The sequence below is a fragment of the Streptomyces sp. NPDC026538 genome, assembly GCF_055567535.1.
The window spans coordinates 286,797-313,090 of the sequence record NZ_JBVHQG010000011.1; the positions used below are offsets into that span (position 1 = coordinate 286,797).

A 26,294-nucleotide genomic window follows, 5' to 3' on the forward strand; every position below is an offset into this window, starting at 1 on the left:
ACAGGATGCGGCGGGCCTGCTCCCGTCCCAAAAAAGACAACAGAGGCAATCGACACGGCCGCCGCCTGCGGAAGTTTCCCAGGACCGGTGCTCAGTAGCCGCCGGGGGCCGGCGGATAGCCGTACCCCGCGGCCGGTGCCGGGGGCAGGGCCGCGTGGGCCTCGCGGTTGTAGAACGGCTGGGCGGTCGCCCGCATCCACATCACCACCGGGTCGTACTCGTCGGTCATGGCGACCGTCGACACCGGCAGCCCGTCCGGCACCGCCCCGATGGACTGCTGCATCATCGCCCGCACCGAGTCCACGGCCGGCGGCGACGTGTCGTACACGTCGAGCCCGATCGCGAGATACGGCGCCCCGAGCGCCGGTTGCACCCAGGCGCGCCGCAGCGAGCGGACCGCGGGCGTGCGGTGGGCGTTCTGCGACAGCAGCGCATAGAACTGCGGGATCTCGATGGCCGGTTCGGCGAGGCGCAGCGGTCCCGCGGGCTGGCGGTCCAGGCCGGTGGCGATCCGGCGCAGATCCAGCCAGGGGATGCCGACTCCGCCGCCCGGGGCGTGCGGGTTGAGCCACAGGCCGAAGTGGTCGGGATAGAGCGTGCGGGCCACGTCGAGGCCGTCGACCACCTCGTACGAGCGGTTCCAGCCGCTCGCCGACAGTTCCTGGGCCGAGGTCACGCAGGGGGCGTAGCCGTGGCCGTCGACCTCCATGTTCCCGTACTGGGCGTCGGGGGAGCCGCCCTGGCCGTGCCAGAGCAGCATCCAGATCTGGCCGGAGGAGGGCGTGGCGAGGGCGCGGAGGAGTGCCTCGTAGGCGTCGTAGCGCCCGGGGGTTACCTGGCGCAGCATGTGCTCGACCTGTCCGGTCGCCGCGGTGCCGCTGGCGCTCACGTGTTACCGCCCCTTCATTGAGTTGCCCCGCGTTGGAGGTCGCCCCGCGTTTGGAGACAGCTTATGCGCCGAGGGGGTGGGGGCCGATGGTCCGTCGGCGGCCGCGCCCGGCTGGTGGCCGGGCGCGCCGCGCGGCGGAGCCGCAGCTCGGCACCGCCCCGCGCCCCTGGTCGGCCGCCCTCAGCGCGTTCCTAGTGGCCGTACTGATAGAAGGGGCGGACGTTCTCCCGCATCCAGTGGCCCACGGGGTCGTCCGCCACGTCCAGCAGGACCAGGTTCACCGGCCACTTCACCGGGACCCTGCCGAGGGCCTTGCCCAGCGCCTCCAGGGGCAGCGCCCTGATGTCCCCCTCCCACTGGGAGAGTTCGACGCCCACGAACATCACGGGGTCCGCGGTCTCGACCGCGGCCAGGCAGCGGCGGGCCGTGGCGACCACGCCGGTCCCCGCGAACTCGGCGGAGGCCACGGCCAGGAAGTCCATCGGGTCGTCCTGCCAGTCCGGTTCGAAGAGCCGGACCCGGCCGCCCGAGGCGGGGCCGTCCAGTTCGCTGCGGCCGGACCGGCACAGCTCGGCGACCGCCTCCGGCGGCAGCGGCACACCCACCACTCCCCCGGGGTTCACGGCGATGCCGACCTGCGGGGGCAGACCGCGGGCGAACTCGACGGCGGGGGCGATCGTGTACGACAGATGGGAGCCGACCACCTGGCGGAACTGCTCCTCGGAGCTGAAGACCGGGACGTACACCCGGCCCTCGATCTCCGTGGTGGGCAGGTCCAGCGGGCCGCTGTGCGGGCCGCCGCCCTCCGGCAGCGGGATCCACAGGAAACTGCGGCCGAGTACCTCGATGAGCCGGCCCGCCGCCGCGGGGACGCCGAGGGAGGCCGACAGGACCTCCTCCAGCTCGTTGCCGGGCCAACCGCCGTGCGGGTGGGGGTGCGCCTGTGCCGGGAAGTCCGCGGGAACGTCCGCCGGATAGTCCATCTGCCTACCGCCTGCTGGAAACCGCTGCTGCTGAGTCTGAAAAGGCTAGCGGGTGGCTGTGACAATGCCTCACCCCGTGACCCGCCCAGCTTCCCGGAAGGCCTCACCCGGCGACCTACTCCGCCTCCCGGAAGGCGATCCGGCACAGCACGTCCGCCGCGTCCCGGTCCAGGAGCACCGCCGAGCCGACGCCCTGGGGCAGCCCGCCCTTCTCCACCGCGCGCACCAGGCGGGCGGCGGCGTGACGGTGACGCAGGAACGCGTATCGGGAGACGCCCCGGCCGCGCTCGCGCTGCCCGTCCAGTGCCGTGCCGGGGGTGACGTCCAGGAGCAGCAGGTGCAGGGTGCCGCCGCGGCGGCGGGCCGCGCGGGCCAGCCAGTCGCGCACCCAGGCCTGGGTGCCGCAGTCGTGCACCACCACGCCCTCGCCGGAGCGCAGCGCGCGGCGCAGTCCGGCGTAGTGCGCGAGGCGGACCAGCGGGCGGTAGAGGGCGTACGGCAGGAGGCGGGCCAGGCGGCCGTCCCAGCGGTCGCGGGTGTCCTGGGAGTCGATCCGGATGCCCTGGACGGTGCGGTGCATCAGGGTGGACTTGCCGCTCCCCGGCAGCCCGGTGACCACGACCAGGTCACGGGGGCCGAAGAGCAGGCCGTGCGGGCTGCGGCCGGCGCGCTCGCGCAGATCGCGGACGACCGGTGCCATGGGGGTCCCCCCGCGCGAGCGCCGCCGAGCGTGGGCGAGCTCCCCGCACCGCTCGCGGGCCGGGGCCGCCGGCTGCCCGGGCAGGGCGATACCCGTCGTCGTCGCGTATGCCGTGGTCCTTGTCACCGTGATCGTCCTCCCTGGGGGTTCAGGAAAGGTTCTCCCCACTTAACGTAAAGAGAAGGTAATGCACGGTGTCTCGCGGTTCCGTCCGCTTCCGGCCACAGGCCTGTTACAAAGCTCCGCCCGGCATGCAATGATGTGCCCGCCAACTGCATACCGGCCGTTTGAATCCGCGCGGGAGAGTCCCCAGCAGCCTTCGCTGGGGCGCCGAAGGAGCAAGTCCCTCCCTTGAATCTCTCAGGCCCCGTTACCGCGCGGGCGAGGCACATCTGAAAAGCGGGCCGCCGAGTCGGTGGCCCCACCCAAGGTGCAAGCCGTGACCACCGATGTGGTCAGGGCGAACCTCTCAGGTTCCGATGACAGATGGGGAGGACAGACCTCGCCTGTCATGCCCTGGGATCTTTGGGAGACGACCGACCGATGAGCAGTTCCGATTCCGCTGGACTCCGCCGTACCGCGCTCGATGCACTGCATCGCTCGCTCGGCGCCACCATGACCGACTTCGCCGGCTGGGACATGCCGCTGCGCTACGGATCCGAGCGCGACGAGCATGTCGCCGTGCGGACCAGGGCCGGGCTCTTCGACCTCTCCCACATGGGCGAGATCGCCGTGACCGGCCCCCAGGCGGCCGCCCTGCTGAACCACGCCCTGGTCGGCAACATCGCCTCCGTCGGCGTCGGGCGCGCCCGCTACACCATGATCTGCCGGGCCGACGGCGGCATCCTCGACGACCTGATCGTCTACCGGCTGGCCGAGACCGAGTACCTCGTCGTGGCCAACGCCTCGAACGCCCAGGTGGTCCTCGACGCACTGACGGAGCGTGCCGCCGGGTTCGACGCCGAGGTACGGGACGACCGGGACGCGTACGCGCTGATCGCCGTCCAGGGACCGGAGTCGCCAGGGATCCTGAAGTCGCTGACCGACGCCGACCTGGACGGCCTGAAGTACTACGCCGGGCTGCCCGGCACCGTCGCCGGGGTTCCGGCACTGATCGCCCGCACCGGCTACACCGGCGAGGACGGCTTCGAGCTGTTCGTGAAGCCCGAGCACGCGGTGGAGGTGTGGCAGGCGCTCACCGAGGCGGGCTCCCCGGTGGGCCTGGTGCCCTGCGGGCTGTCCTGCCGGGACACCCTGCGCCTGGAGGCGGGCATGCCGCTCTACGGACACGAGCTGACCACCTCGCTGACCCCCTTCGACGCCGGCCTCGGCCGGGTGGTGAAGTTCGAGAAGGACGGCGACTTCGTGGGACGCGAGGCGCTCCGGGAGGCGGCCGACCGTGCCGCGGCCGAGCCGCCGCGGGTGCTGGTCGGCCTGGTCGCCGAGGGCCGCCGGGTGCCGCGCGCCGGGTACCCGGTGGTCGCGGACGGCACGGTGATCGGCGAGGTCACCTCCGGTGCCCCCTCCCCCACGCTGGGCAGGCCGATCGCCATGGCGTACGTCGACGCCGCGCACGCGGCGCCGGGCACCGCGGGTGTCGGCGTGGACATCCGGGGCAGCCACGAACCGTACGAGGTCGTGGCCCTGCCGTTCTACAAGCGCCAGAAGTAGACCCCGAAGCAGACCCAGAAGGAGACACTGAGCCGGGCGGCGCGTGACCCTGCGCACATTTCCGCTGCTCACGCGTGTTTCCAGCAGTCCTCTTTCACCACCACTCCCCCGCGTACAGGAGAATTCAGGCCATGAGCAACCCCCAGCAGCTGCGTTACAGCAAGGAGCACGAGTGGCTGTCGGCCGCCGCGGACGGCGTGGCGACGGTCGGCATCACGGAGCACGCGGCCAACGCGCTCGGTGACGTCGTCTTCGTCCAGCTCCCGGCCGTCGGCGACACCGTGACCGCGGGCGAGTCCTGCGGCGAGCTGGAGTCGACCAAGTCGGTCTCCGACCTCTACTCGCCGGTCAGCGGTGAGATCACCGAGATCAACGAGGACGTCGTGGACGACCCGTCCCTGGTGAACTCGGCCCCCTTCGAGGGCGGCTGGCTGTTCAAGGTGCGCTTCGCGGACGAGCCGGCCGACCTGCTCTCCGCCGACGAGTACACCGCCTTCACCGCCGGCTGAGGAGTCGTAGAAACAGATGTCCGTTCTGAACACGCCCCTGCACGAGCTCGACCCCGAGGTCGCGGCGGCGGTCGACGCCGAGCTGGCGCGCCAGCAGTCCACCCTGGAGATGATCGCCTCGGAGAACTTCGCTCCGGTCGCGGTCATGGAGGCGCAGGGCTCGGTACTCACCAACAAGTACGCCGAGGGCTACCCGGGCCGCCGCTACTACGGCGGCTGCGAGCACGTCGACGTCACCGAGCAGATCGCCATCGACCGGGTGAAGGAGCTGTTCGGCGCCGAGTACGCCAACGTGCAGCCGCACTCCGGTGCCTCCGCCAACCAGGCGGCCCTGTTCGCGCTGGCCCAGCCCGGCGACACCATCCTGGGTCTGGACCTGGCGCACGGCGGCCACCTGACCCACGGCATGCGGCTGAACTTCTCCGGCAAGCAGTTCGATGTCGTCGCCTACCACGTCGACGACGCCGGTCTCGTCGACATGGCCGAGGTGGAGCGGCTCGCCAAGGAGCACCGGCCGAAGGTGATCATCGCCGGCTGGTCGGCGTACCCGCGCCAGCTGGACTTCGCCGAGTTCCGGCGGATCGCCGACGAGGTCGAGGCCTACCTGTGGGTCGACATGGCCCACTTCGCCGGCCTGGTCGCGGCGGGCCTGCACGAGAACCCGGTGCCGTACGCCGACGTGGTCACCTCCACCACCCACAAGACCCTCGGCGGTCCCCGCGGCGGGATCATCCTCGCCCGCCAGGCCTTCGCGAAGAAGCTGAACTCGTCCGTCTTCCCGGGCTTCCAGGGCGGTCCCCTGGAGCACGTGATCGCGGCGAAGGCGGTCTCCTTCAAGGTCGCCGCCTCGGAGGACTTCAAGGAGCGCCAGCGTCGTACGGTGGAGGGTGCGCGCATCCTCGCCGAGCGGCTGACGGCGGCGGACGCCCGCGAGGCCGGCGTGAACGTCCTGTCCGGAGGTACGGACGTCCACCTGATCCTCGTCGACCTGCGCGCGTCCGAGCTGGACGGGCAGCAGGCCGAGGACCGTCTCCACGAGGTCGGCATCACGGTCAACCGCAACGCCGTCCCGAACGACCCGCGGCCGCCGATGGTGACCTCGGGTCTGCGGATCGGCACGCCGGCCCTGGCCACCCGGGGCTTCACGGCCGAGGACTTCGCCGAGGTCGCGGACGTGATCGCCGAGACGCTGAAGCCGTCCTACGACGCGGCGGCCCTGAAGGCCCGGGTCCAGGCCCTGACCGACAAGCACCCGCTGTACCCCGGTCTCGACAAGTAGTTCCCTGGTGGGGGCACCCGATGGCGTGTGCCCCCACCCGTTTCGGAGGAGTTCCCGTGGCCATCTCGGTCTTCGACCTGTTCTCGATCGGCATCGGCCCGTCGAGCTCCCACACCGTCGGCCCGATGCGCGCGGCCCGCATCTTCGCACGACGCCTGCGCAACGAAGAGCTGCTGGACTCCGTCGCATCGATACGCGCCGAGCTGTACGGCTCGCTCGGTGCGACCGGCCACGGCCACGGCACCCCGAAGGCGGTGCTGCTGGGTCTGGAGGGCGCCTCGCCGCGCACGGTCGACGTGGAGGGCGCGGACGACCGGGTCGAGGCGATCAAGGCCACGAAGCGCCTGTCGCTCCTCGGCGAGCACGAGATCGCGTTCTCCTTCGACGCCGACCTGAAGCTGCACCGCCGGAAGACCCTCCCGTACCACGCGAACGGCATGACCCTCTGGGCGTACGACGCGTCCGGGGCGGAGCTGCTGTCCAAGACGTACTACTCGGTCGGCGGCGGGTTCGTCGTCGACGAGGAGGCGGTGGGCGCGGACCGCATCAAGCTGGACGACACGGTCCTGAAGTACCCCTTCCGCACGGGCGACGAGCTGCTGCGCCTGACGAAGGAGACGGGTCTGTCGATCTCCGCGCTGATGCTGGAGAACGAGCGGGCCTGGCGGACCGAGGAGGAGATCCGCGAGGGTCTGCTGGACATCTGGCGGGTGATGCAGGCGTGCGTCGCGCGCGGCATGTCGCGGGAGGGGATCCTGCCGGGCGGTCTGCGGGTCCGCCGCCGTGCCGCCGTCACCGCGCGGCAACTGCGGGCCGAGGGCGACCCGTTGGCGCACGCGATGGAGTGGATCACGCTCTACGCGATGGCCGTGAATGAGGAGAACGCGGCGGGCGGCCGGGTGGTCACCGCCCCCACGAACGGTGCGGCGGGCATCATCCCGGCCGTCCTGCACTACTACATCAACTTCGTCCCGGGCGCCGACGAGGACGGCGTGGTCCGCTTCCTTCTCGCCGCCGGCGCGATCGGCATGCTCTTCAAGGAGAACGCCTCCATCTCCGGCGCAGAGGTCGGCTGCCAGGGCGAGGTCGGCTCCGCCTGCTCGATGGCGGCGGGCGCCCTCGCCGAGGTGCTGGGCGGATCCCCCGAGCAGGTCGAGAACGCGGCCGAGATCGGCATGGAGCACAACCTCGGCCTCACCTGCGACCCGGTCGGTGGCCTGGTCCAGATCCCCTGCATCGAGCGCAACGGCATGGCCGCGGTCAAGGCGGTCACCGCGGCCCGCATGGCCATGCGCGGCGACGGCTCCCACAAGGTGTCCCTGGACAAGGTCATCAAGACCATGAAGGACACGGGCGCCGACATGAGCGTCAAGTACAAGGAGACGGCCCGGGGCGGGCTGGCGGTGAACATCATCGAGTGCTGAGGGGACGGCCCTGTCCTGTGTGTTGACTTTCATCGCTGTCGGGGCCTTGCCTGCTCACCCGGCGGCAGTCCCCGAAAAGTCCCCAGGATGTGCCGGTGCACGCAGTTCCTGGAGGACTCCTCGCCGACGGCGGCCAGCGTGCCCGGCCGGGCCTGTCCGTGTGCGGACCCGCCTGTGTGATCAGGCGGCCCCCGCGTTCTGGGCGGCCCGCGCCCCGGCGCCGGCGGCACGGGCGAGTGCCGCGCTGAGCATCCCGCCCAGGAGCGCCACCCCGGTGAACACGGTCCAGAGGGCGGAGGCGGAGGCGAGCAGCAGCCAGGCTCCGACGGCCGGGACCGCCACCGAGGCGACGGACCAGGACGCCTGGTAGACCGCCAGGCAGGGGGCTTCCATTCCGGGCTCGGCGAGTTCCGCCGCGTAGCCGTCGCTGGTCGGGGCGATCACGATCTCGCCGAGCGTGTACACGGCCATCGCGGCGAACGCCAGGGCGACGGCGAGCGCCGGGAAGGCCGTGTCCCGGAGCGGGGAGACCAGGGCGAAGCCCAGCCCGGCGGCCGTGTACAGCGCGCCGCCCAGGGCCATCATCCGGGGGGCGGCGCGCTCCGCCGTGCGTTTGACCAGCGACTGCTGGAACAGCACGACGAGCGCGCCGTTCAGGGCCAGTGCGCCGCCGGCCGCCCAGGCGCCCAGTCGGGCGTCGTCCACCAGGTAGAGGCCGGTGAACGTCGAGACCACGGTGGCGCACACGGTGAAGCAGGTCTTGGCGCCGGTCAGCAGCGCAAAGCCCGGCAGGCGCAACACCTGGAGGGTTCCGGCCGCGGCGGCACCGGGTCGGTCCCCGGGGGTGGCGGCAGCGGGGGCCGCCCGGCTTCTGAGGCGCAGCAGTACGACGGTGGTGACGGCGAAGCTCGCCGCGTTGACCAGCGCGATCACCCTGAGACCGGTGGAGCTGTGGGCCGAGGCCAGCACACCGCCGACCAGGGACCCCAGGCACAGTCCCACGTTGCGGGCCCAGCCCACGGTGCTGAACGCGCGGCGTGCCGCGGACCCCCGGGTGAGGCGGGCGATCGTGGCGCCGAGGGACACCCATGCCACCTTGTCGAGCACGGCGGACAGGACCAGCGCGCCCACGGCCACGGGGGCGGGCAGGGTCACCGCGTACAGGACGAACAACGGGGCGCGCACGGCGTTGACCAAGATGAGCGAGCACAGGTGACCCACCGACTGCACGAGGCGCCCCAGGGCCGCGCTCGCCACGACAAGCGCCAGGTTCACCACGGTGAGTGCGGTGCCGACGGACCCGACGCCGAGGTTCTGCACCCGCACGAAGTACAGCAGCGCGAAGGGCATGAACATCCCCGAGCCGATCGCGTCGACGATCATCGCGGACACGAACAGCCGGGGCAGCGGCCCGTCCGGCCGGCTCATGCGTCGGGCACCCGGGTCAGCCCCAGGAGGTCCAGCAGCCGGGAGTTCGCCTCGGCCAGCTGGGCCAGGGTCTCGGCGCGGTCGGGGCCGGCGCCGAGGACGTAGCCGGCCCGCCACCAGTTGGCGTCCACGCTCGCGAGGGCCGACCCGGGCGGCAGCAGGCGCTCGGCGTGTGTGACGAGCGGCAGCCCCTCGCGGACGGCGGCCATCGTGGGGGCGTCCGCGACGGTGCCGGTGGCCGCCACGAACTCCACGGCCGCGACCTGCGGGGTGGCACCGGGCCGGGTGCGCACGATGTCCTCCTCGCCGAGTGCGAGCGACAGGGCGGCGTCGTACAGGTCGACTCCGGTGGCGCGCAGCAGTACGTCGCTGATGAGGCCCCCGGCGGGGCGGAAGGCGATCTCGATCAGGTGCCAGCGGTCGCCGGCGCGCTTGGCCTCCAGGTGGAGCACGGCGCTGTCGATGTCCAGGGCCTTCACCACGCTGTCGACGAAGCGGGTTGCCGACGGGGCCAGTTCGCGCTGCACTGCGGGGTCGATCACATGCCGGGTCTCGACGAAGGACGGCGGCGCGGTGCAGGTCTTCTCGGTGACCCCGACGAACACGGTGCGCCCGGCCGAGACCACGGCCTCCAAGGAGAGCTCCGGGCCGGGCACGAAGTGCTCGACGAGCGCCCGCGGCTGGCCGGTGGTGGACATCACCGCCGAGAGAGCGGCGGGCAGTTCGGCGGGGTCGGCCACGCGCCGGATGCCGAGGCTCGCCGCGCCGTCGACGGGCTTGACGATCACCTCGCCGGACGGCGCCGAACGCAGCAGTTCCTCGGCCTCGGCGGGGTCCGCGGTGAGCGCGTAGGGCAGTTCGGCAACGGTGCCGGCGAGCCGACGCCGTACGTCGGCCTTGTGGGTGAGCTCGCCGGCCACGGCCGCTCCGGCGCCGGGCAGTCCCCACTCCTTGGCGAGGCGGGCCGCGATGCGGGTGCCCCAGTCGTTGAAGGCGAGGATGCCGTCCACCTTGCCCTCGAACGACTTCAGGCGGTCCAGGTCGGGCCCCGGGTCTTGATGGTCCGTCAGGCGCCAGGCGTGGTTCTCGGTGGCCAGCCGGTCGTAACGGGAGTAGGCGGTCTCGTCCACGAGGATCGTGTCGGCTCCCCGGCGCTCCGCCGCCGCGAAGAAGCGCTCGCGCAGGGGGCCGATGCCGATGATCAGGACGGTGGGGCGTGCGTTCACGGCACTGGGCTCCTTCGGAGGGGGTTCAGCGGGCAGAGGTGGTTCAGTCGGCGTCTCGGGCGGCGAAGGCCGCGTCCGTGCGGCGCAGCAGTGCGGTGTGGGCCGGGGCGCCGGGCGGCAGCGCGCTCAGCAGCGGCCGGGCGACGGCGCCCCGGTGCAGCTTGGCCATCGCGGTGCCCGTGCTGAGCAGGACGCCGCGGGCTCCGCTCGCGCGTGCAAGACGTGTCATCAGGTGGTAGGCGACGTGGAAGTAGGCACCGATCTCCTTGCTGCCGGGGCCGAGGCCGACCATGCGCGGCAGCACGTCGCGGGTGCCGAGGACCGCGGTGGAGCTGGCCACGGCCGTCCCGTGCCGGTCCCGTACGAGCCCCACGCAGTAGCGGGAGCCGAAGGCGTGCCTGAGTCGCTCGTTCATACGCAGCAGCCGGGCCGGGTCGCCGGGGATGCCGTGCCTCTCGTCCGAGTACGCCTCCAGCCGCGCGACCTCCAGCTGGATCTCGGCGGTCACCCCGTCGCCCCGGTGGAGTTCGGCACGCGCGCCGGCCTCCTCCAGGGACGCGAGCTCCCGCCGCAGCCTGCGCCGACGGTGCGCCGAGAAGCCCGCGAGAAAGGCGGTCTCGTCCTGCCCGACGTCCGGGATGCGGTAGTAGCGGTCGGTGACGCCCACGCTCCAGCCGCGCCCGCGCAGACACGGCAGGACGGGGTCGTCCTCGTCGAGGTGCAGGAAGCTCAGCAGCCGGCCCTGCGCATGCGCGTACTCCTCCAGGGCGGTCACCAGCACGTCCGCGTCGAACTCGGCGCCGGCCGCCGGGAAGACGGACTGGCCGTATCCGAGGGCGCAGACGTTCAGCTGGCGCAGCCCCTCGGTCCGGGCCGCCTGGATGTCCTGCTCGGGCTGCGTCACATCGCGGCCCGTGCCGGCGGCCACGACGGTGCTGTTCATCCGGGGGAAGCCTGTGTGGTCGTCCTGGGTGCGCACCGCGCAGGCGGCGCCGGCCCCGGGTATCTCCAGGAAGCGAACGCCGTCCTCGGGCCAGCGGTTGGCGCCGAGCCAAGCGGGCGAGGACCTGGGGTCCGGCGGGTCGGCGTACCAGTACCGGCCGGGCAGGCCGTCGGCCGTGGCGTACTCCGTGACCGTCACATCGTCACCGCTTCCACTCCATTGCGCACCTGCCCCCAGCGCTCCCTCGACTCCCGGTGGATGCGCCAGATGTGGTCCTCCGTCAGCAGCCGGGAGACGACACCGGGATATGCCTCCTCGAAGAAGGAGTACGGCGGTGGTACCTCAACTCCTTGGGAACCATAGTCGAGTTGGTCCTCCATGCCGTGCCGGCGGGTGATCTCCGTGCCCGGGTGGTAGGTCAGGATGTTGGGGCTGGCGAGCATCAGGTAGCCGTCGTCGATGAGCCGGCCCACCTCCTCGATGGTCTCGCCTATGGTGTGCTCGTCCTCGCCGTCGAGCCCGAAGAGCACCGAACTGCCCACCCGTATCCCGGCGTCGCCGAGCAGCCCCAGGGCCCGGCGCACGCGCTCCTTCCACGGGGTGGCGCGCCGGACGTTCTTGTGGACGTGCTGCATGACCTGCTCGGACATGCTCTCTATGCCGACGTAGACATAGGTGCAGCCCGCCTGTCGCATCGCGGCCAGGCCCGCGCGCACGATCTCGGGCTTCGGGCCGGTGAGCACGTCGACGGTGAGCTGGGCGCCCCACTGCAGGAAGGCGAGACCGCGGTCGATCTGCCGCGCCTCGGCCAGCTCGGTGCAGAACTGCCGGATGCGGGGCCAGGAGCCGGACCAGAAGATCGAGTCGTCGAAGAACGCGGCCTCGGCGCCGTACTCGACGTACTCGCGCAGCCGCTCCACCATCATCTCGGTGTCGCCGGGCGCCGGGCGCCGCACCTGACCGAGCAGGGCGGACTCCGAGCAGAAAGTGCAGCGCATCGGGCAGGTGCCGGAGACCAGCACATGGGCGCACCGGGCCACCGTGCCGTCGTCCCGGGTGAAGATCGGGAAGCGGGAACGGATCAGGAACGGGGAGTACGGGGACGGGTTCCGCTCGGCCGGGACCGGCGGACCGTCCACCGCGAACGCAGTCCACCCGGCGGCGCCCCGGACGAGGATGCTGCCGCGTCCGTACTCCTGTCCGCCCTCGCCCGCCATCCGCTCCAGCTCGGCGGCGACCGCGGCGGCGGTGGTCGTGCGCGTGACCAGGTCCATCGCTCGGGCGACGGCTCGCAGGGTCAGGTCGAGCAGGGGACCGCCGTCGCCGCTCACCAGGATGTCGACGGGGCGGGGACCGGCGGTGGCGGTGGAACTGGGCGCGAGGGACACCTCGGCCGACTCCTCGCGGCGGACCGTCTCGTCCGCATGCCGTCCGCCCAGCACCACCAGGGCCTTGGGGCACTCCTCCTTGACCAGGGCGGCGATCTCCAGGGCGTAGCGGTGGGCCGGGGAGACGGCGCTGATCAGGACGACGGAGGGGGTCCGCCGGCGCAGCAGGCCGACGAGGTCGGCGCGGGTGCGCGGGGTCCAGGTCCGGGGGTCGAAGACGGTGTCGTCGGTGGTCCGCACCTCGGTGCCGAGGCGGCGGCACACGTCGGGCCGCTCCTTCTTGCCGGGCAGGGCGGGCCACATCGGGCACAGGTCGTTGTACACGTCGGTGGGCCCGAACGGGTCGGAGAACGAGGCCGTCGCCCGGGACATGGGGAAACTCAGCGCCGAGTAGAGGGCCATGGGATCGCCGGGATAGGCGACGTCGTTGTCCTCGTCGGTGATCACCGGCGCGAGCACCGCCAGCACCCCGAAGGCGCGCACCGTCTCCGCGGCCTCGAACCCGGCGCGGTCCAGTTCCGCCCGTACCTGCCGGCGGCGCGCCCGCAGGGCGGGGTCGGTGCCGGGGCCGGCGATCTGCAGCAGACCGGATCCGGAACGGGACCCGGAACCGAAAGTGGCTCGTACTCGAAGGTTCGTCACGCTGCCTTCTGCTCCTTCCACTTGTCCGACAGTGCGCCGATGTGCGCGGGAGTCGTGCCGCAGCAGCCGCCGACGAAGGCCGGTGCGAACCGGACGGCCCAGCCGTGCGCCAGGTCGGCGAAGGCCGACGGCGACAGGGCCGCGGGCAGGGTGTGGGCGCTGTGCTCCCACACGGCGAGCGCCGCGCGGTCCTCCAGGTTGGGGTAGACGCCGACGGGGACGCCGAGACCGGCCAGTCGCTCCAGAGCGCGGGGGACGGCCGCCAGGGGCAGGCAGTTGGCGGCCACGGCACTCGCCCCGGCGTCGACGCAGGCCCGCGCCGCCTCGCGGAGCGCGTCACCGTCGGGGAGCGTGGCCTCGCCGGTGACCACGAAACTCACCCAGGCCCTCAGTCCGTGCCGTACGGCGGCCTCGACCGCGATCACGGCCTCGCGGCGCGTGCACTGCGTCTCCACCAGGACGAGGTCGGTCTCCGTGTCCGCGAGGACACCGGCCAGCCACGCGTGTTCGCGGCGCAGGGAGGCGTCGTCCGGGGTCAGCGCCGGGGTGTAGCAGTCCTCGACGGGGGCGACCGAGGCGGCCACCAGGGCGTGCGGGGCCGCGGCGGCCGTACGGGCGCGCAGCGCACAGGTCACCGCCCGGTGCACGTAGGCGCCCTGTTCCGCCTCGGGCACGCCCATGCGGGACAGGGCCCGGGTGCCCGTGCGGAAGGTGTTGGCGGTGACGACGTCGCTGCCGCTGTCCAGGAACTCCGCGTGCACCTTCACCAGCGCGTCCGTCCCGGCCGTGTCCCGCAGCGGCGCACTGGTGAGCCATGGTTCGAGCATGGGGATGCCGGCCGCCTGCAGACCGGTGGCCGTGCCGCCGTCGAGAATCCTGGGGAGCGGGCTCATACCGTCTCCCGGGGTTTCTTCGCCTTTTCTTCGCTTTCTCCTCTTTCTGCGCCTTCTTCACTTTCTTCGTTGTCCGAGGTGATTTCTCCGCTGCCCCACGCGAGGAACTCCTCGACCCACACGGCGGGCATCAGATTGATCTTCTGGTCGGCGAAGGGGCGCTGTTCGGGGGTGACCCAGTCGGCGTCGCCCCGGCGTGGTACCGAGCCGTCGGGCCGGGTGATGTGCGGGCCGTAGTAGAACCAGGAGATCTGTCCGACGAACTCGTTCAGCACCGCCCGGTGGATGCCGGGGGAGAACATCCTCAAATGGGCATAGGCGACGGAGAGTTCACCGCGCAGGTTGAAGGGGGCGCGCATCAGGTAGTGCCCGAAGTAGTCGTGCGTGGCCCGCAGGACGTCGTTGTGGAGGGCCGGCGCACCGTCGATCTCGACGCCGGCCGGGGCGAGGAGCGGGTTGTCCGGGTCCTCGTAGCCCTCCGGGCCGTGTCCGTTCTCCGTGGGGAACACGTAGAGGTCCTCGCCCGTGTCCAGGGCTCGGCAGAGCTCGCGGGACGCGTCGTAGGGCTGTCCGGGACCGCGGTGAAAGCGCACCTTCAGGCCCATGTCGGTCATGCAGGCGAGTTGGTCCCGGGCCTCGTGGGCCATCCGCAGGTACTGGCCGCGGGCGTCGGGATCGCTGGGGCGGCTGGGTTGCTCGTGGAAACGCCGCGCTATCTTCCGTACCAGGCGTTCAGGGACGCCGGACGCCCGGAAGGGAGCGCCGGTCCACTCCTGATCGAGACCGGTACGGCGCAGGTACAGCCGGGAGGCCTCGCGAACATCAACGACCATGCCCTCCATCGTTGTTGCTGCCTTCCGCCGGGGCATGCCGCAGGATCTGGGGACACCGTTTCCGGGGACATGACGGGTCCGGGAGCGCATCGGTATCGATTCGGGAAGGCGTGGGCGGACGGTTGCCCCATGCGAACAGCGATATGCGATCGGCGACCGCTGGTGCTCATGGGCCTGGCGCACCTGCTGAGCACCCAGTCGTCCTCCGAGGTGGTCTTCACCTCGACCGACGGGCTTCCCGCGGCCGGGGAGCGGATCGACCTCCTGGTCGTCGGGGAGGGCCTGGCGGACGGAGCGCCCGAGTCACCCGGCACTGTGGTGGTACGGGCGGACGCGACGGCTGAAGAGGTGCTGCGGTCGGTGTCCGAGGCGACGGCGCGGCTCGCGACGGCGTCCGGGGCGGAGCGTTCGGCCGTCGCCACGCTGTCCCCGCGGGAGCGGGAGGTGCTGCGGTTCATCGCACTTGGGATGACGCACGGGCAGGTGGCGCGGCGCATCGGGATCAGCTCCCACACCGTCGACACCTACGTCAAGCGGGTGCGGTCGAAGTTCAGCGTGGGGAACAAGGCCGAACTCACCCGGATCGCCATCGGCTTGACGCCACTTTGAACAAACGTTTACCCCCGGCTGGGAACTGTGAATTTGACCGTATCCACCGCTCGGCAAAACTCTTATGATCCCCAGTCGAGGCCCCACCAGGGCCTGCTGAGAAGGCCCCTAGCTGGGCCTTCTGGACAACGGGGGCAGAGTATCCATGTCCGAACAGGGAGACGGAAATCTACGGTTCAACATCCTGGGACCGCTCGAAGGCTGGTCCGGAGCCACGCGGCTGCGCCTGGGCGGAGCGATCCAGGAACGCGTTCTGACGACCCTACTGCTCGAACCGGGCCGGGTGGTGCCGGTGGCGCGCCTGGTCCAGGCCGCGTGGGACGGCGATCCCCCGGCCACCGCCGCACACCAGATCCGCAAAGCCGTCGCCGACCTGCGCCGGCGCGTGCCGCACGGCGGCCGGGTGATCGTCACCGACGGGCCTGGCTACCGGGCGGTGTTGGCCGACGGAGAACTGGACCTGACCGAGTTCGGCAACCACCTGCGCGACGCGGGACGGGCCGTCTCCGCCGGCAGCCCGCGCGAGGCGGCCCGGGCCCTGGGCCAGGCGCTCGGGCTGTGGCGCGGGTCCGTCATGGCGGACACCGGAAGTGCCGTCATCCAGGCCGCCGGCACCACGCTCGACGAGCGCCGGCTGGCCGCCGCCGAGCAGCTCTTCGACCTGCGCCTCGGGCTCGGCGATGCCGCCGGACTGATCGGCGACCTGCGTGACCTCATCGCCCAGAACCCCCTGCGCGAGACCCTGCGCGGCCAGCTGATGCTGGCGCTGTACCGCACCGGCCGCCAGGCGGAGGCCCTGGAGGAGTACCAGAGGGTACGTGAGCTGCTCCTGGAGGAGCTCGGTATCGACCCCGGGCCGCGGCTGGGCGAGTTGTACGCCGCGATCCTGCGCGAGGCGCCCGAACTGGCCGCCCCCGGACTCCGGCTGCCGCCACCCCCCGAGCCGTCGCCCCTGCCCGCTCCCGCGATGCCCGCGCCCGGCCGGTCCGATGCTCCCTGCACCCTCCCCTACGACCTCTCCGACTTCACCGGCCGCAAGCAGGAGCTGGACACCCTGGTCGAGGGCATCAGGGGTGGTGGGCAGCAGGGCCGACGGCACAGCCGTATCGTCGCGATCGACGGAATGGGCGGCAGCGGGAAGACCACGCTCGCCGTCCGCGCGGCCCACCAGGTGGCCACCGACTTCCCCGACGGCCAACTCCATCTCGACCTGCGCGGCTTCACCCCCGGCGAGTCCCCGGTCGCCCCGGCCACCGCCCTGGACGTCCTGCTCAGGGCTGTGGGCACGCCGGGCGACCGGATACCCGACGACCTGGCGGGCCGTACCGCGCTGTGGCGCTCCACGCTGGCCCACCGCCGGCTGCTGCTGTTCGTCGACAACGCCCTGGACGTCGGCCAGGTCCTGCCCCTGCTGCCCGCCGCGCACGGCTGCCTGGTCCTGGTCACCAGCCGGGCGCGGCTGGTCGACCTCGACGGAGCCGAGTGGTTCTCGATCGGCCCGATGTCCCACGAGGACAGCATGCTGCTGATCGAGGAGGTCCTCGGCGCCACGCGGGTGGCGGCGGAGCCGGCCGCGACGGCCGAACTGGTCCGGCTGTGCGGCCGTCTCCCGCTGGCCCTGCGCATCGTCGCCGCCCGGCTGCGCAACCGGCCCCGGTGGACCGTGGAGTACCTGGTCGACCGGTTGCGGGACGAGACCCGCCGGCTGGAGGAGCTCAGCGCCGGGGAGCGCAGCGTCGCGGCGTCCCTGCGGCTGTCGTACCAGATCATGGACGAGGAACACCGCGTCGCCTTCCGCATCCTGGGCCTGCACCCGGGTGCCGACATCGACGTGTACGCGGCCGCCGCCCTCCTCGGCACGGACAGACGCGACGCGGAGCTGATCCTGGAACGGCTGCTGGACGTGCACCTGCTGCAGCAGCCCGCCATCGGCCTGTACCGGTTCCACGACCTGGTGCACAACTTCGCGCAGAGCCAGTGCGGCCCGGACAACGCGCAGGACGACCTCTCGGCCGTACGGCGCCTGATGGACTACTACGTCACGACCACCGAGGCGGCCTGCGAACTGCTCTTCAGCGGACGCCGGCGGCGCTCCACGGGGATACCCGACTACTGCGGCGACCAGCCGCGGTTCGCGGACGCGGATCACGCCGCCGGCTGGTTCGACCGGGAGCACGGCAACCTGGTCGCCGCCATCTCCCTCGCGTACCGGGGCGGCCTCGACCGCCACACGGTGTGCCTGACCCGCAACATCGTCTTCCGGCTCAACGCCCGGGGCCAGTTCAAGGAGTTCAGGGACGTCGGCCGGACCGCCGTCGAGGCCGCGCGGCGGCTGGAGGACCTGGCGCTGCTGGGGGTCAGCCTGTCCAACCTCGGGGTCGCCTGCTGGAAGCTGGGGCACTTCGACGAGGGCCTCACGGTGGCCACGGAGGCACGGGACGTCGCCGTACGCCTGCATGACCAGCACACCGAGGCCCACGGCGAGTCCACCATCGGCCTGCTGCTGACCGTGCTCGGGCGGCACCCGGAGGCGCTGCGGCATCTGGAGCGCGCGATCGCCCTGGAGCGGGAGCTGGACATCCCGCGGGCCGAGGCCGAGACGCTCACCAACCTCTCCACCCTGTACGTCCAGTGGGGCAGGTGCGAGGAGGCCGCGACCGCTGCGCGTCAGGCCCTGGAGCTGCACCGGGGCTTCGACTACCGCGACAACCATGTGATGGCGCTGACCGACCTGGCCTTCGCCCACATCGGGCTCGGCCGGCACGAGGACGCCCACCAGTGCCTGGAGCAGGCGCGCGCCTTGTGCGACTCCTCCAGCCCGCCGGGGGACGTCGCGCTGGCCCTCGCCCTGTCCGCCTGGGTCGGCGAGCGCCTGGGCCGGCCGGCCCAGGCGGCCGGCTTCGCCCGTCGGGCGCTGCAGCTCGCGCACGTGAGCGGCAGTCCGACGCGGCAGGCGAAGGTCGAGAACCTCATCGGCGAGTTCTGCCTGCGTCGCGTCGAGCACGACAAGGCCCTGTCCCTGCACGCCCACGCCCATGAACTCGCCACCGCCATCGGGTACCGCGCGGAGCAGGCGCGGGCGCTGGGCGGAATGGCCGACGTGGCCGAGGTGCTCGGCGACACCGCCCTGGCCCAGGAGCACCGGGCGGCGGCCGCGGTGCTCCTCGAATCCATGGGCTGCCCCGTGCCGCTGGTCGACGACCGCCTCAGGGCGTGAGCACCGTCGGCCCCTGGTTGTCCGCGAGGACGTGGTGGGCACTGGGCACGGCGTCGGCGGACGAGCCGTCGACCGCCGCGCCCAGGCCGAGGGCCAGGGCCGTCGAACAGAGAACGCCGATGAGGGTGGCCAGCATGGTGCGCATGAGTCTCCTTGGTGACCGGTGCCGTCTGTGGTGTGGTCGCCATGCTGGGCGCGGCCCTTCCCGTACCGGTCCCGTCTCGTTACCGCCTCCCGGATCCGGTGTCAGCGCCCGTGCGGTACCCGCTCTCCCAGCGCCGGCGTACGGCGGCGAGCCGCTCGACCACCTCCTGGTGCGAAACGCCGTGCACGACGACCTCGACGTGCTCGGGAGTGTCCGCGTCGGCCTCCACCATCCGGACGCCGTCGACCTGCCGCATCCCGGCCAGGTCGCTCAGCGCCGCCCCCAGGTCGGCACCGGGGCGGCGCGGTGCCAGGCGGACGAGAGCCGCCGGTCGGCCGGGCGCCGGACGGCGGAACGGCGACCCGGCCAGGGCCGCCAGAACGTCCTCCTCCGGGGCGCGGCCGGTCGACGCCCGCACCAGGCGCCGGACGGGCCACGCGCCCAGCCGGCCGCTGGAGGCGGCGATCCGCGGGCCGTTCGCGGTGACGACCACCTCGGTGTGGGCGGGCCCGGACTGGAGCCCCGCCAGATCCAGCAGGGCCCGCACCATGGCACGGATCTCGACCTGGTCGGCCTCTGACAGGGCGGCCGGATGCAGCAGTAGGCCACCGGCGCGTTGCCGGGCGGTCAAGGCGGTCACCTCGTGCATACCCTCGCGGGTGAGCGTGTCCACGCTGACCTGCGGTCCGGTCAGGAGCTCCTCGACGAGATGGGGTCCGGCGGGGGCGCCGGCCAGCCAGCGTTCGAGGTCGTCCCCGCCACGGATGACGGCGGTCCGCGGGACCGGGCCCGACTTGACGGCCACCGGCAGCGGGAAGTCCTCGACCAGCGCGCGGACGGCCCGGGGGGTCGAGGCCGGCACGGCCCTGACCACCGACACCCGGCTCTGGTTGAGGATCCGTCGCATGAGCGCCGGATCCCGCAGTCGGCGCAGCGCCTGAGCGCGCGGGGGCGCCACGTCGGCGAGGGCCCGCTCGACGGCCCGGTGGAGCGCCTCCGCGTCGCCCAGATACACGATGTGCCCGATCTCGTGCGCACGGGCGGTGCCTACCAGGGCCGAGTACAGGGCGTCCGCGTCGTCGAGGTCCACGGGCACCCTGCGCGCGGCAGAGCGCCCGGTGCCCGCCGGACCCTCGACCGACCAGATGTCGAGCCCCACGTCCGCCGCAGCCTCCCGTACCCGGGTGTCCGGACACAGCAGCAGGACCCGGCGCGGGTTCTCGCTCACTGGCTCCGGAGTCAACAGGCGGCGGGACACAGGTCTCCTCAGGGGTAGGGCGCCTCAGGAGTCGAGGCACCTCACTGGTCGTGGCGCGTCAGTAGTAGCGGCGCATGATCTCGGTGGCCCAGTCGGGCTGGGTGGTGGTGCCGCCCTGGGGGCCGAACTCGCTCATGTAGGGCTTGATGTCGAGGACGGGGGTGCCGTCGACGGCGTCCAGGCCCTGGACGTACAGGTCGAGTCCGTCGGTGCGCAGCAGACGACAGCGGGAGACCCCGATGCGGTTGGGGCGGTTCTTGCCGCGCTGGGCGAAGATGCCGATCAGCGGCCAGTCGGTATTGCCGCGCGGGTGGCGGGCACCGGTCTCGATCTTCGTGACGGGGACGCGGTCGAAGTGGTAGACGATCTCCAGGTGGGAGAAGGCGTCCAGGCCGGCCAGCGCGTCCGCGCCGAACTGCTCTGCGTCCAGGCGGATGACGGCCTCGACCGTGCCCCAGTCGTCGTCCTTGACCTCCTCCCGGCCGCCGACCACTCGGCCCACCGGAATCGAGACCACCTCGGTGGAGGAGCTCTTCTCAGACATCTGCCGTGCCTTTCATCGGAGTTCTTGTGTCACTCGGCGCCCGAGCGTACTGCAGGGGCGGTCGCGAAGCCGTACCAGAAGATCTCCACGCGTGTCCCCAACTCCTTTAGGAGTGCCGCGAGTTGGAGGTGGTCACCGACGGTTCCGTAGACCACGCCGAGCGCGCCGAGCGTGCCCCTGCGCCAGTCCGCGTGGTGACCGTCGAGCGGGGAGACGTCGACCAGGTCGACGCCGGGCAGGTCCTCCAGCGCGTCGAGGAGCGAGAGGGAGCCCGGGGACACCGGGTCCGCGGGCGGGATCAGCAGGTACTGGAAGGCCACCGGGACCGCTGCCCGCCCCGGCAGCAGCGGCTCCGGCGCCGTGACGGGCAGGCCCAGGGCCAGGCGCAGCGCCGACGCCACCATGTCGTGGCCCGTCCGCCGGTGCACGATCTCGGCGACGAATCCGCCGAGCCGCCCGTTGACCTCGATGATCCGCGGCCCGTCGGCGGTCAGCTTGACCTCGGTGTGGGTGACGCCGTGCCGGATGCCCAGCCCCCGCAGCGCCCGCTGTTCGAGCTCCACCACGTCCGCCGCCAGGGCCGCCGGGACCGGCGCGGGCAGGATGTGACCCGTCTCCCGGAACGGCGCGACCAGCGGCGGCTTCCCGGTGACGGCGACGGTACGGGGCTCGCCGTCGACGACCAGGGACTCGACGGAGACGTAGTCGCCCCACTCCGAGTCCGCGAGCGCCGGGTCGCCCCGCAGGTACTCCTCCAGGACGAAGTCCCGCGGCGCCCACCGGGTGAACTCCGCCAGCCTTGCCCGGCACTCGGCGGGCGAGCCGACCAGGCAGGTGTCCACGCTGCCCGCGCCGTGGCGCGGCTTGAGCACAGCGGGCGTGCCCACCCGGGTGAGGGCGCCGGCACAGTCGCCGGGGTACCGCACCAGGACGCACGCGGTGTCCTGGACGCCGGCCAGGGCCTGACGCTGGCGGAACTTGTCGGTGAGGCCGGCCGCCACCTCGGGCGAGTGGAACCGCAGCCCGCAGTGGGCGGCCACGGCGGCGGTGAGACGCAGCCGGTACTCGCTGAAGGTCACGACGCCGTCGGGAGACAGCCCCGCGGCGAGCCGGCAGACCTCCGCCTCGCCGAGCCCGCCGATGTCGACGACCTCGGCGTGCCCCACGACCTGCCGCAACTCGGCGGCCACCGAAGGCTGCTCGGCCTCGCAGAGGAAGACGACCCGGCACAGACCCCTGGCCGAGGACAGGATGCGCAGGGGACCGGCGGAGCCCTGATCGTGGACGACCAGGAGGGTGGGGAGGGCGGTCACGGCCGTCAGGTCCGGCGGGCGGTGATGTTCAGGCGGACGTAGTCGACGGCCGGCTCGGGCAGGCGGGCGGCGACCGAGCGGACGAAGTCCTCGTGGTCGGCCTCGGGGAGGCGGTCCAGGTGGGAGCCGAGGACGACGGTGGCGAGATAGCTCCACAGCTGCTCGCCGGGCTCCAGGCGCGCCGGGTCGGGCAGCAGGTTGACCTCGATGTCGGTGAACCCGGCGTTCTCCAGCCGCTCGGTGGTCTCCTCGACGCCGGCGAAGTACCAGACCTTCTGCTTCTCCTCGGTGGCGCCGAGCACCTCCTCGACGGCCGCGTTGATCAGCGCGACGTTGCCCTGGCCGCCGCACTCGGCGACGAACTGGCCGCCCGGACGCAGATATCGCGCCAGGTTGTGGAAGAGGGCGGCGTGATCGGTGATCCAGTGGAACGTGGCCACGCTGGTGATCGCGTCGACCTGGCCCGTGATCGGCAGGGGCTTGGTGAGGTCGGCGTTGATCGCCTCGACCCGGTCGAGGCGGTCGGCCAGCTTCACCCGGAGCTGATCCAGCATCCGGCTGGACCCGTCGATACCGATCACCCGGCCGTCCGGTACCAGGTCGAGCAGTGCGGCCGTGTCGCGCCCCGTGCCGCAGCCGGCGTCGAGGACGGTCTCACCGCCCTTGAGGTTCAGCCGGCCGAGAGTGCGCTTGCCCCACTGCTGGTGCGGCAGGGGAAGCGAGTCGTACGTCTTGGCGTCCCATTCACGGGGCACGGCGGGGCTCCTTCGTTCGGTTTCGTACGGTTCATGCGGTTCAGGTCGTGAGGGTGACCGGCGTGCCGTCGAGCACCAGGGAGACATCGATGGTGTGCGCGTCCCGGACCAGCCGCAGGGCGTCGCCCTCGGCGAGCCAGCGACGCACGGCGTCGGCCGCCGCGCGGTCCTCCTCGGTGGGGTCGGCGGGCAGCAGCTGGACGAGGATGTTGCGCAGCCCGGCCGGGACGTCCTGGGTGGAGTAAGGGCCGCGCAGGTCGATACGGCCGGAGGCGTGGACCGAGGCGGTCGAGGCGTCCGGAGTCGTGGCGGCCTCGCCCGGGTCGGCGAAGCCGAGCGCCTCCGCCGCCAGCGCGGCCAGGAAGTACTCCTGTGCACTCGGCGCGAGATCGGCGCCGAACAGCTGCTTGGGCTGGTCGGACTCGGCCCGCACGCCGTCCACTTCGGCCAGGACGTGGGTGCCCACCTCCCACATCACCCGTGCCGAGCGCCGCCGTCCGGGCACGAAGGGCCCGGTGCCGGACGGCATGGGACGGCTGGTGAGGTGCACGTCCCGGGCGGTCTGCACCACCGCCTTGATGTCGTTGGGCTCCTCAAGGGTGCGGTGGGCGCTGCCCCGCTCGCGGGCCGCGGCGAGCGCTCGCCGCGCCTGCTCGGGCGTCACCTCGCCGTCGAGCCGTATCTCGTACGACAGCCGTGCGGCACCGTCCGCCGCGAACTGCGCGCACGGCAGCACCTCCAGCAGCGCCGGGCTGCACCCCTCGGCGGTCAGCTCGGTGACCAGACTGTCCGCGACGGACGCGCCCAACGCCACCAGCAGCGAGCCGACCGGGTCGAGGGAGTCGCCCGCGCCGGGTCCGCGGCACTGGTCCATACCGAAGGCGCGGGCGACCCGGGTGGAGCCGAGCCGCATCGGATCGGTGCGCACCCGGCAGCGGTCGGCCGTCGCCCGCTGCGCGGCCACGCCCATGCTCAGCTGCGCCTCCCAGGAGTCCTCGCGGATCTGCTCGGCCAGGGCCTGCCGGGCGCGCAGGTCGACGCCGTTCAGCATCACTGGCCTCCCTCGTTCTGCTGCAGGGCCGCGTCCAGGGCCCGCCGCAGCCGTCGTATGAGCCCGTCGGTGTCGTCGACGCCCACCGACAGCCGGACCAGCCGGCGTGAGATGCCCGCCTCCTGGCGGACCCGCTCGCTCAGGTGGGCATGGGTGGTGCGGGCCGGGAGCCGCGCCGCGGTGGCCAGCGGCGTCCCGTCGCCTTCCTCGCCGCACACGGCCAGGACCCCGGACAGGTCGCTGATCTCCGGTACGACCTCGAAGGACAGCAGTCCGCCGAAGCCCCGATGAGTCTCCAGGGCCCACGGCGACTCCTCGAACGACGGCCGGTGCACCTGCCGTACGGCGGGATGCGCGCGCAGCGCCCCGGCGACCCGCTCGGCGCCGTCCCGCTGCGCGGTCAGGCGGAGGTGGAGCGTGGACAGGGAGCGTTCCAGCAGATGGGCGGCCCAGGCGTCCACCTCGCCGCCGAGCCGGGCGCACTGCTCGGCGATCCTCGGCAGATAGCGGTCCAGGCCGGTGACCAGAGCGGCACCCACCTCCGACCAGCCGTCGAGGTAGGGCGCCGTGTCCTCGATGACGACCACGGCGCCGGTCTCCAGCGGCCGCAGCTCGGCGGGCGAGAGCCCGGTGTTGTCCACGGCCAGCAGCAGGTCGTTCATCTGGGCGTGGATGGCGATCTCGTTGAGCGGGGCCGGCTTCATCAGCGGGTCGCTGAGGGACGGTACGTAGACGACCTGCGTGGCGGGCTCGACAGCGGCGACGACCGCGTCGGCGTCCGTGCAGTCGACGAAGGTCACCGTGCGGCCGAGGCCGGCGAGTTCCCGGGTCAGGACGGAGCGCAGCGGGTCCCCGGTCTGGTCGGAGGCGATGATGTGGCCGCCCGGGTTGGTCAGCGCGAGCAGCGTGGCCGTGGTGGCGGCCACGACACCGGGCACGAGCAGCGCGTTGTCGGCGCCGTGCAGGGCGGCGAAGGCGGCCTCGACCCGGCGGCCCGAACCGTGGGCCGGGGAGGCGGGGGCGGTCGTCGATGTCGTCGCTCGCACGGTCACCGCCGGCACACGGGCGCGTCGGACAGGCCGATGCGCTGGTGGAAGTAGTGGAAGATGATCTCCTCGTGCAGCGCCTCGCCGTCCAGGGTCGGCTTGATCGCGCTGTCGTCGTTCACCATCTCGACCAGCCCCCGCTCCAGCAGTTCGGCGAAGGCGGAGCCGAAGGGCTCCATGGTGAGCAGGTCGGCGCCGAACCGCTGCTTGTAGCGGTCGAGGACGATCGGCTGGTTGGCCTTGAAGTTGAAGCCGAGCGCGGTGCCGATGGCCTTGTGCCCGGACAGGCGCCGGCCGAAGTTGAGCGGCAGGCCCTCGTCGCGCTGCATGAAGGAGACGTACTTGCTGATGTCGGTGATGTTGTGGGTCTGGAGGAACTCCTCCTCGTCGCCGGTCAGCCAGCCGTAGGCGCCGGGACCGTACGCGATCATGGTGTTGTAGTGCTCCCATTTGTTCTTCGACGTCTGCGGGATGTTGCCGCCCTCGTACGTACCCGGGCGGCTCCACCAGCCGCATGGGCTCGGGTAGTACCCCTGCTCCAGCAGGACCTCGACAGCCTCCTGCCGCATCGCGTACGTCGAGTCCAGGTCGGGGAAGCGGCCCTCGGCGATGAGGCGTTCGCGCACGGCCGGGTTGTTCCACACGGCCCGGTTGCCGATGCCCATCTCCTCTCGGTCGGCGTTGCGCAACCGGTAGATGGTGATGGTCGGCACGCCGAGGTCGGTGAGGATCCGCATGTCACGGCGGACCGATTCCGGGGTCTGGTACGGCAGGCCGAACATCATGTCGACGTTGAACGGGCAGCCCGTGGCGAGGAGGTTCTCGATCGCCTCGATGGACTGAGCGGAGGAGTGACGGCGCTTGGTGAGGTCGTTGACCTCGTCCTGCAGCGACTGCACACCGAGGCTGAACCGGTTGAAGCCCAACTCCCGTGCGGACTCCAGGTGATGGTGCTGGAAGTTCTCCGGGTTGCCCTCGATGTTGAACTCGATGTCGTCCGAGAGCTCGTAGTTCTCCCGCACGTGCCGCACCAACGGCTCGATGTACTCGGGGCTGTTGAGCAGCAGGGCCGCGGTGCCGCCGCCTATGTAGAAGGACTCGATGCGGGCCCGGGGTATCCAGTCGAAGCGGTCCAGGTAGCGGCGGGACTCGTCGATCAGCAGGTCGGACCACAGGCGCAGCGCGCCGTCCTCCTTGCCGCGCGGCACCAGCCGTTTCACGTAGTTGCAGAAGTGACAGATGTAGTTGCACAGCGGGAGGTGGAAGTACAGGTGTGCCGGGAGGCCCGCTCCCGGGAACCTGCCGTACTCGGCGGCGAGTTCGTCGCTGTCGAGCCGCTCGCCCTCGTTCGAGGTGACGTTGATGTTGTACTCGTCGCGGGGGATCTGCAGCTGGGGGTTGCGGTCGAGAAGGCGGCCGAGGTTGAGCTCGAGGTCAACCGGGGCGGCGCCAGTACCGTTGGTGAGGACGGACATGGTGGGTCTCCTTGGCTGTGGACGGAGCCCCACGCCGGCTTGTGGCCGGATGGCGGGGCGGAGGTCGAGAAGC

The 26,294-nt window shown here is 72.1% G+C and carries 23 protein-coding genes and 2 riboswitches; of the genes, 6 read left to right on the plus strand and 17 right to left on the minus strand.

Going from position 1 to position 26,294, the window contains the following annotated elements; genetic code table 11:
* Positions 1 to 91 precede the first annotated feature (91 nt).
* The 3 genes from ACZ4N4_RS36455 to ACZ4N4_RS36465 form a co-directional block, all read right to left on the minus strand.
* Positions 92 to 889, minus strand: a complete 798-nt coding sequence (locus tag ACZ4N4_RS36455; RefSeq protein ID WP_453573295.1) for an enhanced serine sensitivity protein SseB C-terminal domain-containing protein — start codon at positions 887 to 889, stop codon at positions 92 to 94.
* Positions 890 to 1,080: 191 nt separating this feature from the next.
* Entirely contained in the window at positions 1,081 to 1,872 is a 792-nt protein-coding gene (locus ACZ4N4_RS36460) for an enhanced serine sensitivity protein SseB (RefSeq protein ID WP_453573292.1), read from the minus strand.
* A gap of 115 nt (positions 1,873 to 1,987) precedes the next feature.
* The gene (locus ACZ4N4_RS36465; RefSeq protein WP_467597066.1) at positions 1,988 to 2,704 is read right to left on the minus strand and encodes an AAA family ATPase; all 717 of its coding nucleotides are present in this window, start codon (positions 2,702 to 2,704) and stop codon (positions 1,988 to 1,990) included.
* A gap of 156 nt (positions 2,705 to 2,860) precedes the next feature.
* A riboswitch (glycine riboswitch) is annotated at positions 2,861 to 2,958 on the plus strand.
* Positions 2,959 to 3,068, plus strand: a riboswitch (glycine riboswitch).
* Between the two features lie 47 nt (positions 3,069 to 3,115).
* Here ACZ4N4_RS36465 and gcvT point away from each other — a divergent pair.
* The 4 genes from gcvT to ACZ4N4_RS36485 all read left to right on the plus strand — a co-directional run bounded on the left by gcvT (position 3,116) and on the right by ACZ4N4_RS36485 (position 7,455).
* A complete protein-coding gene (gcvT, locus tag ACZ4N4_RS36470; protein ID WP_467596906.1) occupies positions 3,116 to 4,243 on the plus strand; it encodes a glycine cleavage system aminomethyltransferase GcvT in 1,128 nt (375 codons plus the stop codon).
* A gap of 131 nt (positions 4,244 to 4,374) precedes the next feature.
* The gene (gene gcvH / locus ACZ4N4_RS36475; RefSeq protein ID WP_360484506.1) at positions 4,375 to 4,752 is read left to right on the plus strand and encodes a glycine cleavage system protein GcvH; all 378 of its coding nucleotides are present in this window, start codon (positions 4,375 to 4,377) and stop codon (positions 4,750 to 4,752) included.
* Between the two features lie 16 nt (positions 4,753 to 4,768).
* Positions 4,769 to 6,031 (plus strand): serine hydroxymethyltransferase, encoded by a 1,263-nt coding sequence (gene glyA / locus ACZ4N4_RS36480; RefSeq protein ID WP_360484503.1) that lies wholly within the window; start codon positions 4,769 to 4,771, stop codon positions 6,029 to 6,031.
* Positions 6,032 to 6,087: 56 nt separating this feature from the next.
* On the plus strand, positions 6,088 to 7,455 hold the full coding sequence (locus ACZ4N4_RS36485; protein WP_453573285.1) for an L-serine ammonia-lyase: 1,368 nt from the start codon (positions 6,088 to 6,090) through the stop codon (positions 7,453 to 7,455).
* A 180-nt stretch (positions 7,456 to 7,635) separates the two neighbouring features.
* On the opposite strand, the gene ACZ4N4_RS36490 is transcribed toward ACZ4N4_RS36485, so the two are convergent.
* The 6 genes from ACZ4N4_RS36490 to ACZ4N4_RS36515 are packed head-to-tail and all read right to left on the minus strand — an operon-like array spanning position 7,636 to position 14,808.
* Positions 7,636 to 8,883, minus strand: a complete 1,248-nt coding sequence (locus ACZ4N4_RS36490) for an MFS transporter (RefSeq protein ID WP_467596910.1) — start codon at positions 8,881 to 8,883, stop codon at positions 7,636 to 7,638.
* Entirely contained in the window at positions 8,880 to 10,109 is a 1,230-nt protein-coding gene (locus ACZ4N4_RS36495) for an ATP-grasp domain-containing protein (protein ID WP_467596912.1), read from the minus strand. Before ACZ4N4_RS36495 ends, ACZ4N4_RS36490 begins: the two co-directional genes overlap by 4 nt.
* Before the next feature lie 43 nt (positions 10,110 to 10,152).
* Positions 10,153 to 11,250 carry a hypothetical protein gene (locus tag ACZ4N4_RS36500; RefSeq protein WP_467596915.1) on the minus strand — a complete coding sequence of 366 codons (1,098 nt, stop codon included), beginning with the start codon at positions 11,248 to 11,250 and terminating at the stop codon, positions 10,153 to 10,155.
* Positions 11,247 to 13,082, minus strand: coding sequence for a B12-binding domain-containing radical SAM protein (locus ACZ4N4_RS36505; RefSeq protein WP_467596918.1), 1,836 nt, complete (start codon positions 13,080 to 13,082; stop codon positions 11,247 to 11,249). Before ACZ4N4_RS36505 ends, ACZ4N4_RS36500 begins: the two co-directional genes overlap by 4 nt.
* On the minus strand, positions 13,079 to 13,975 hold the full coding sequence (locus tag ACZ4N4_RS36510) for a homocysteine S-methyltransferase family protein (protein ID WP_467596921.1): 897 nt from the start codon (positions 13,973 to 13,975) through the stop codon (positions 13,079 to 13,081). The genes ACZ4N4_RS36505 and ACZ4N4_RS36510 overlap by 4 nt, the downstream gene beginning before the upstream one ends.
* Complete coding sequence (locus tag ACZ4N4_RS36515) at positions 13,972 to 14,808, minus strand: hypothetical protein (protein ID WP_467596924.1); 837 nt, start codon at positions 14,806 to 14,808, stop codon at positions 13,972 to 13,974. Before ACZ4N4_RS36515 ends, ACZ4N4_RS36510 begins: the two co-directional genes overlap by 4 nt.
* Before the next feature lie 129 nt (positions 14,809 to 14,937).
* Between ACZ4N4_RS36515 and ACZ4N4_RS36520 the strand changes: the two genes are divergently transcribed.
* Complete coding sequence (locus ACZ4N4_RS36520; protein WP_453386084.1) at positions 14,938 to 15,417, plus strand: response regulator transcription factor; 480 nt, start codon at positions 14,938 to 14,940, stop codon at positions 15,415 to 15,417.
* Positions 15,418 to 15,562: 145 nt separating this feature from the next.
* Positions 15,563 to 18,634, plus strand: coding sequence for an AfsR/SARP family transcriptional regulator (locus ACZ4N4_RS36525; protein ID WP_467596927.1), 3,072 nt, complete (start codon positions 15,563 to 15,565; stop codon positions 18,632 to 18,634).
* Here ACZ4N4_RS36525 and ACZ4N4_RS36530 read toward each other — a convergent pair.
* From ACZ4N4_RS36530 to ACZ4N4_RS36565, 8 genes are all read right to left on the minus strand, one after another.
* Positions 18,624 to 18,779, minus strand: coding sequence for a hypothetical protein (locus ACZ4N4_RS36530; protein WP_467596930.1), 156 nt, complete (start codon positions 18,777 to 18,779; stop codon positions 18,624 to 18,626). The genes ACZ4N4_RS36525 and ACZ4N4_RS36530 overlap by 11 nt on opposite strands.
* 79 nt (positions 18,780 to 18,858) lie before the next feature.
* Positions 18,859 to 20,007: an ATP-grasp domain-containing protein gene (locus ACZ4N4_RS36535; protein WP_467596933.1), complete on the minus strand. Its 1,149-nt coding sequence runs from the start codon at positions 20,005 to 20,007 to the stop codon at positions 18,859 to 18,861.
* Between the two features lie 88 nt (positions 20,008 to 20,095).
* Positions 20,096 to 20,581, minus strand: coding sequence for an SAM-dependent methyltransferase (locus tag ACZ4N4_RS36540; RefSeq protein ID WP_467596936.1), 486 nt, complete (start codon positions 20,579 to 20,581; stop codon positions 20,096 to 20,098).
* Between the two features lie 29 nt (positions 20,582 to 20,610).
* Entirely contained in the window at positions 20,611 to 21,894 is a 1,284-nt protein-coding gene (locus tag ACZ4N4_RS36545; RefSeq protein ID WP_467596939.1) for an ATP-grasp domain-containing protein, read from the minus strand.
* Between the two features lie 5 nt (positions 21,895 to 21,899).
* A complete protein-coding gene (locus ACZ4N4_RS36550) occupies positions 21,900 to 22,649 on the minus strand; it encodes a class I SAM-dependent methyltransferase (RefSeq protein WP_467596941.1) in 750 nt (249 codons plus the stop codon).
* A 40-nt stretch (positions 22,650 to 22,689) separates the two neighbouring features.
* Positions 22,690 to 23,700: a hypothetical protein gene (locus ACZ4N4_RS36555; protein ID WP_467596944.1), complete on the minus strand. Its 1,011-nt coding sequence runs from the start codon at positions 23,698 to 23,700 to the stop codon at positions 22,690 to 22,692.
* Positions 23,700 to 24,746 carry a PLP-dependent transferase gene (locus tag ACZ4N4_RS36560; RefSeq protein WP_467596947.1) on the minus strand — a complete coding sequence of 349 codons (1,047 nt, stop codon included), beginning with the start codon at positions 24,744 to 24,746 and terminating at the stop codon, positions 23,700 to 23,702. Before ACZ4N4_RS36560 ends, ACZ4N4_RS36555 begins: the two co-directional genes overlap by 1 nt.
* A gap of 2 nt (positions 24,747 to 24,748) precedes the next feature.
* Positions 24,749 to 26,221: a radical SAM protein gene (locus ACZ4N4_RS36565; protein WP_467596950.1), complete on the minus strand. Its 1,473-nt coding sequence runs from the start codon at positions 26,219 to 26,221 to the stop codon at positions 24,749 to 24,751.
* Positions 26,222 to 26,294: the final 73 nt, after the last annotated feature.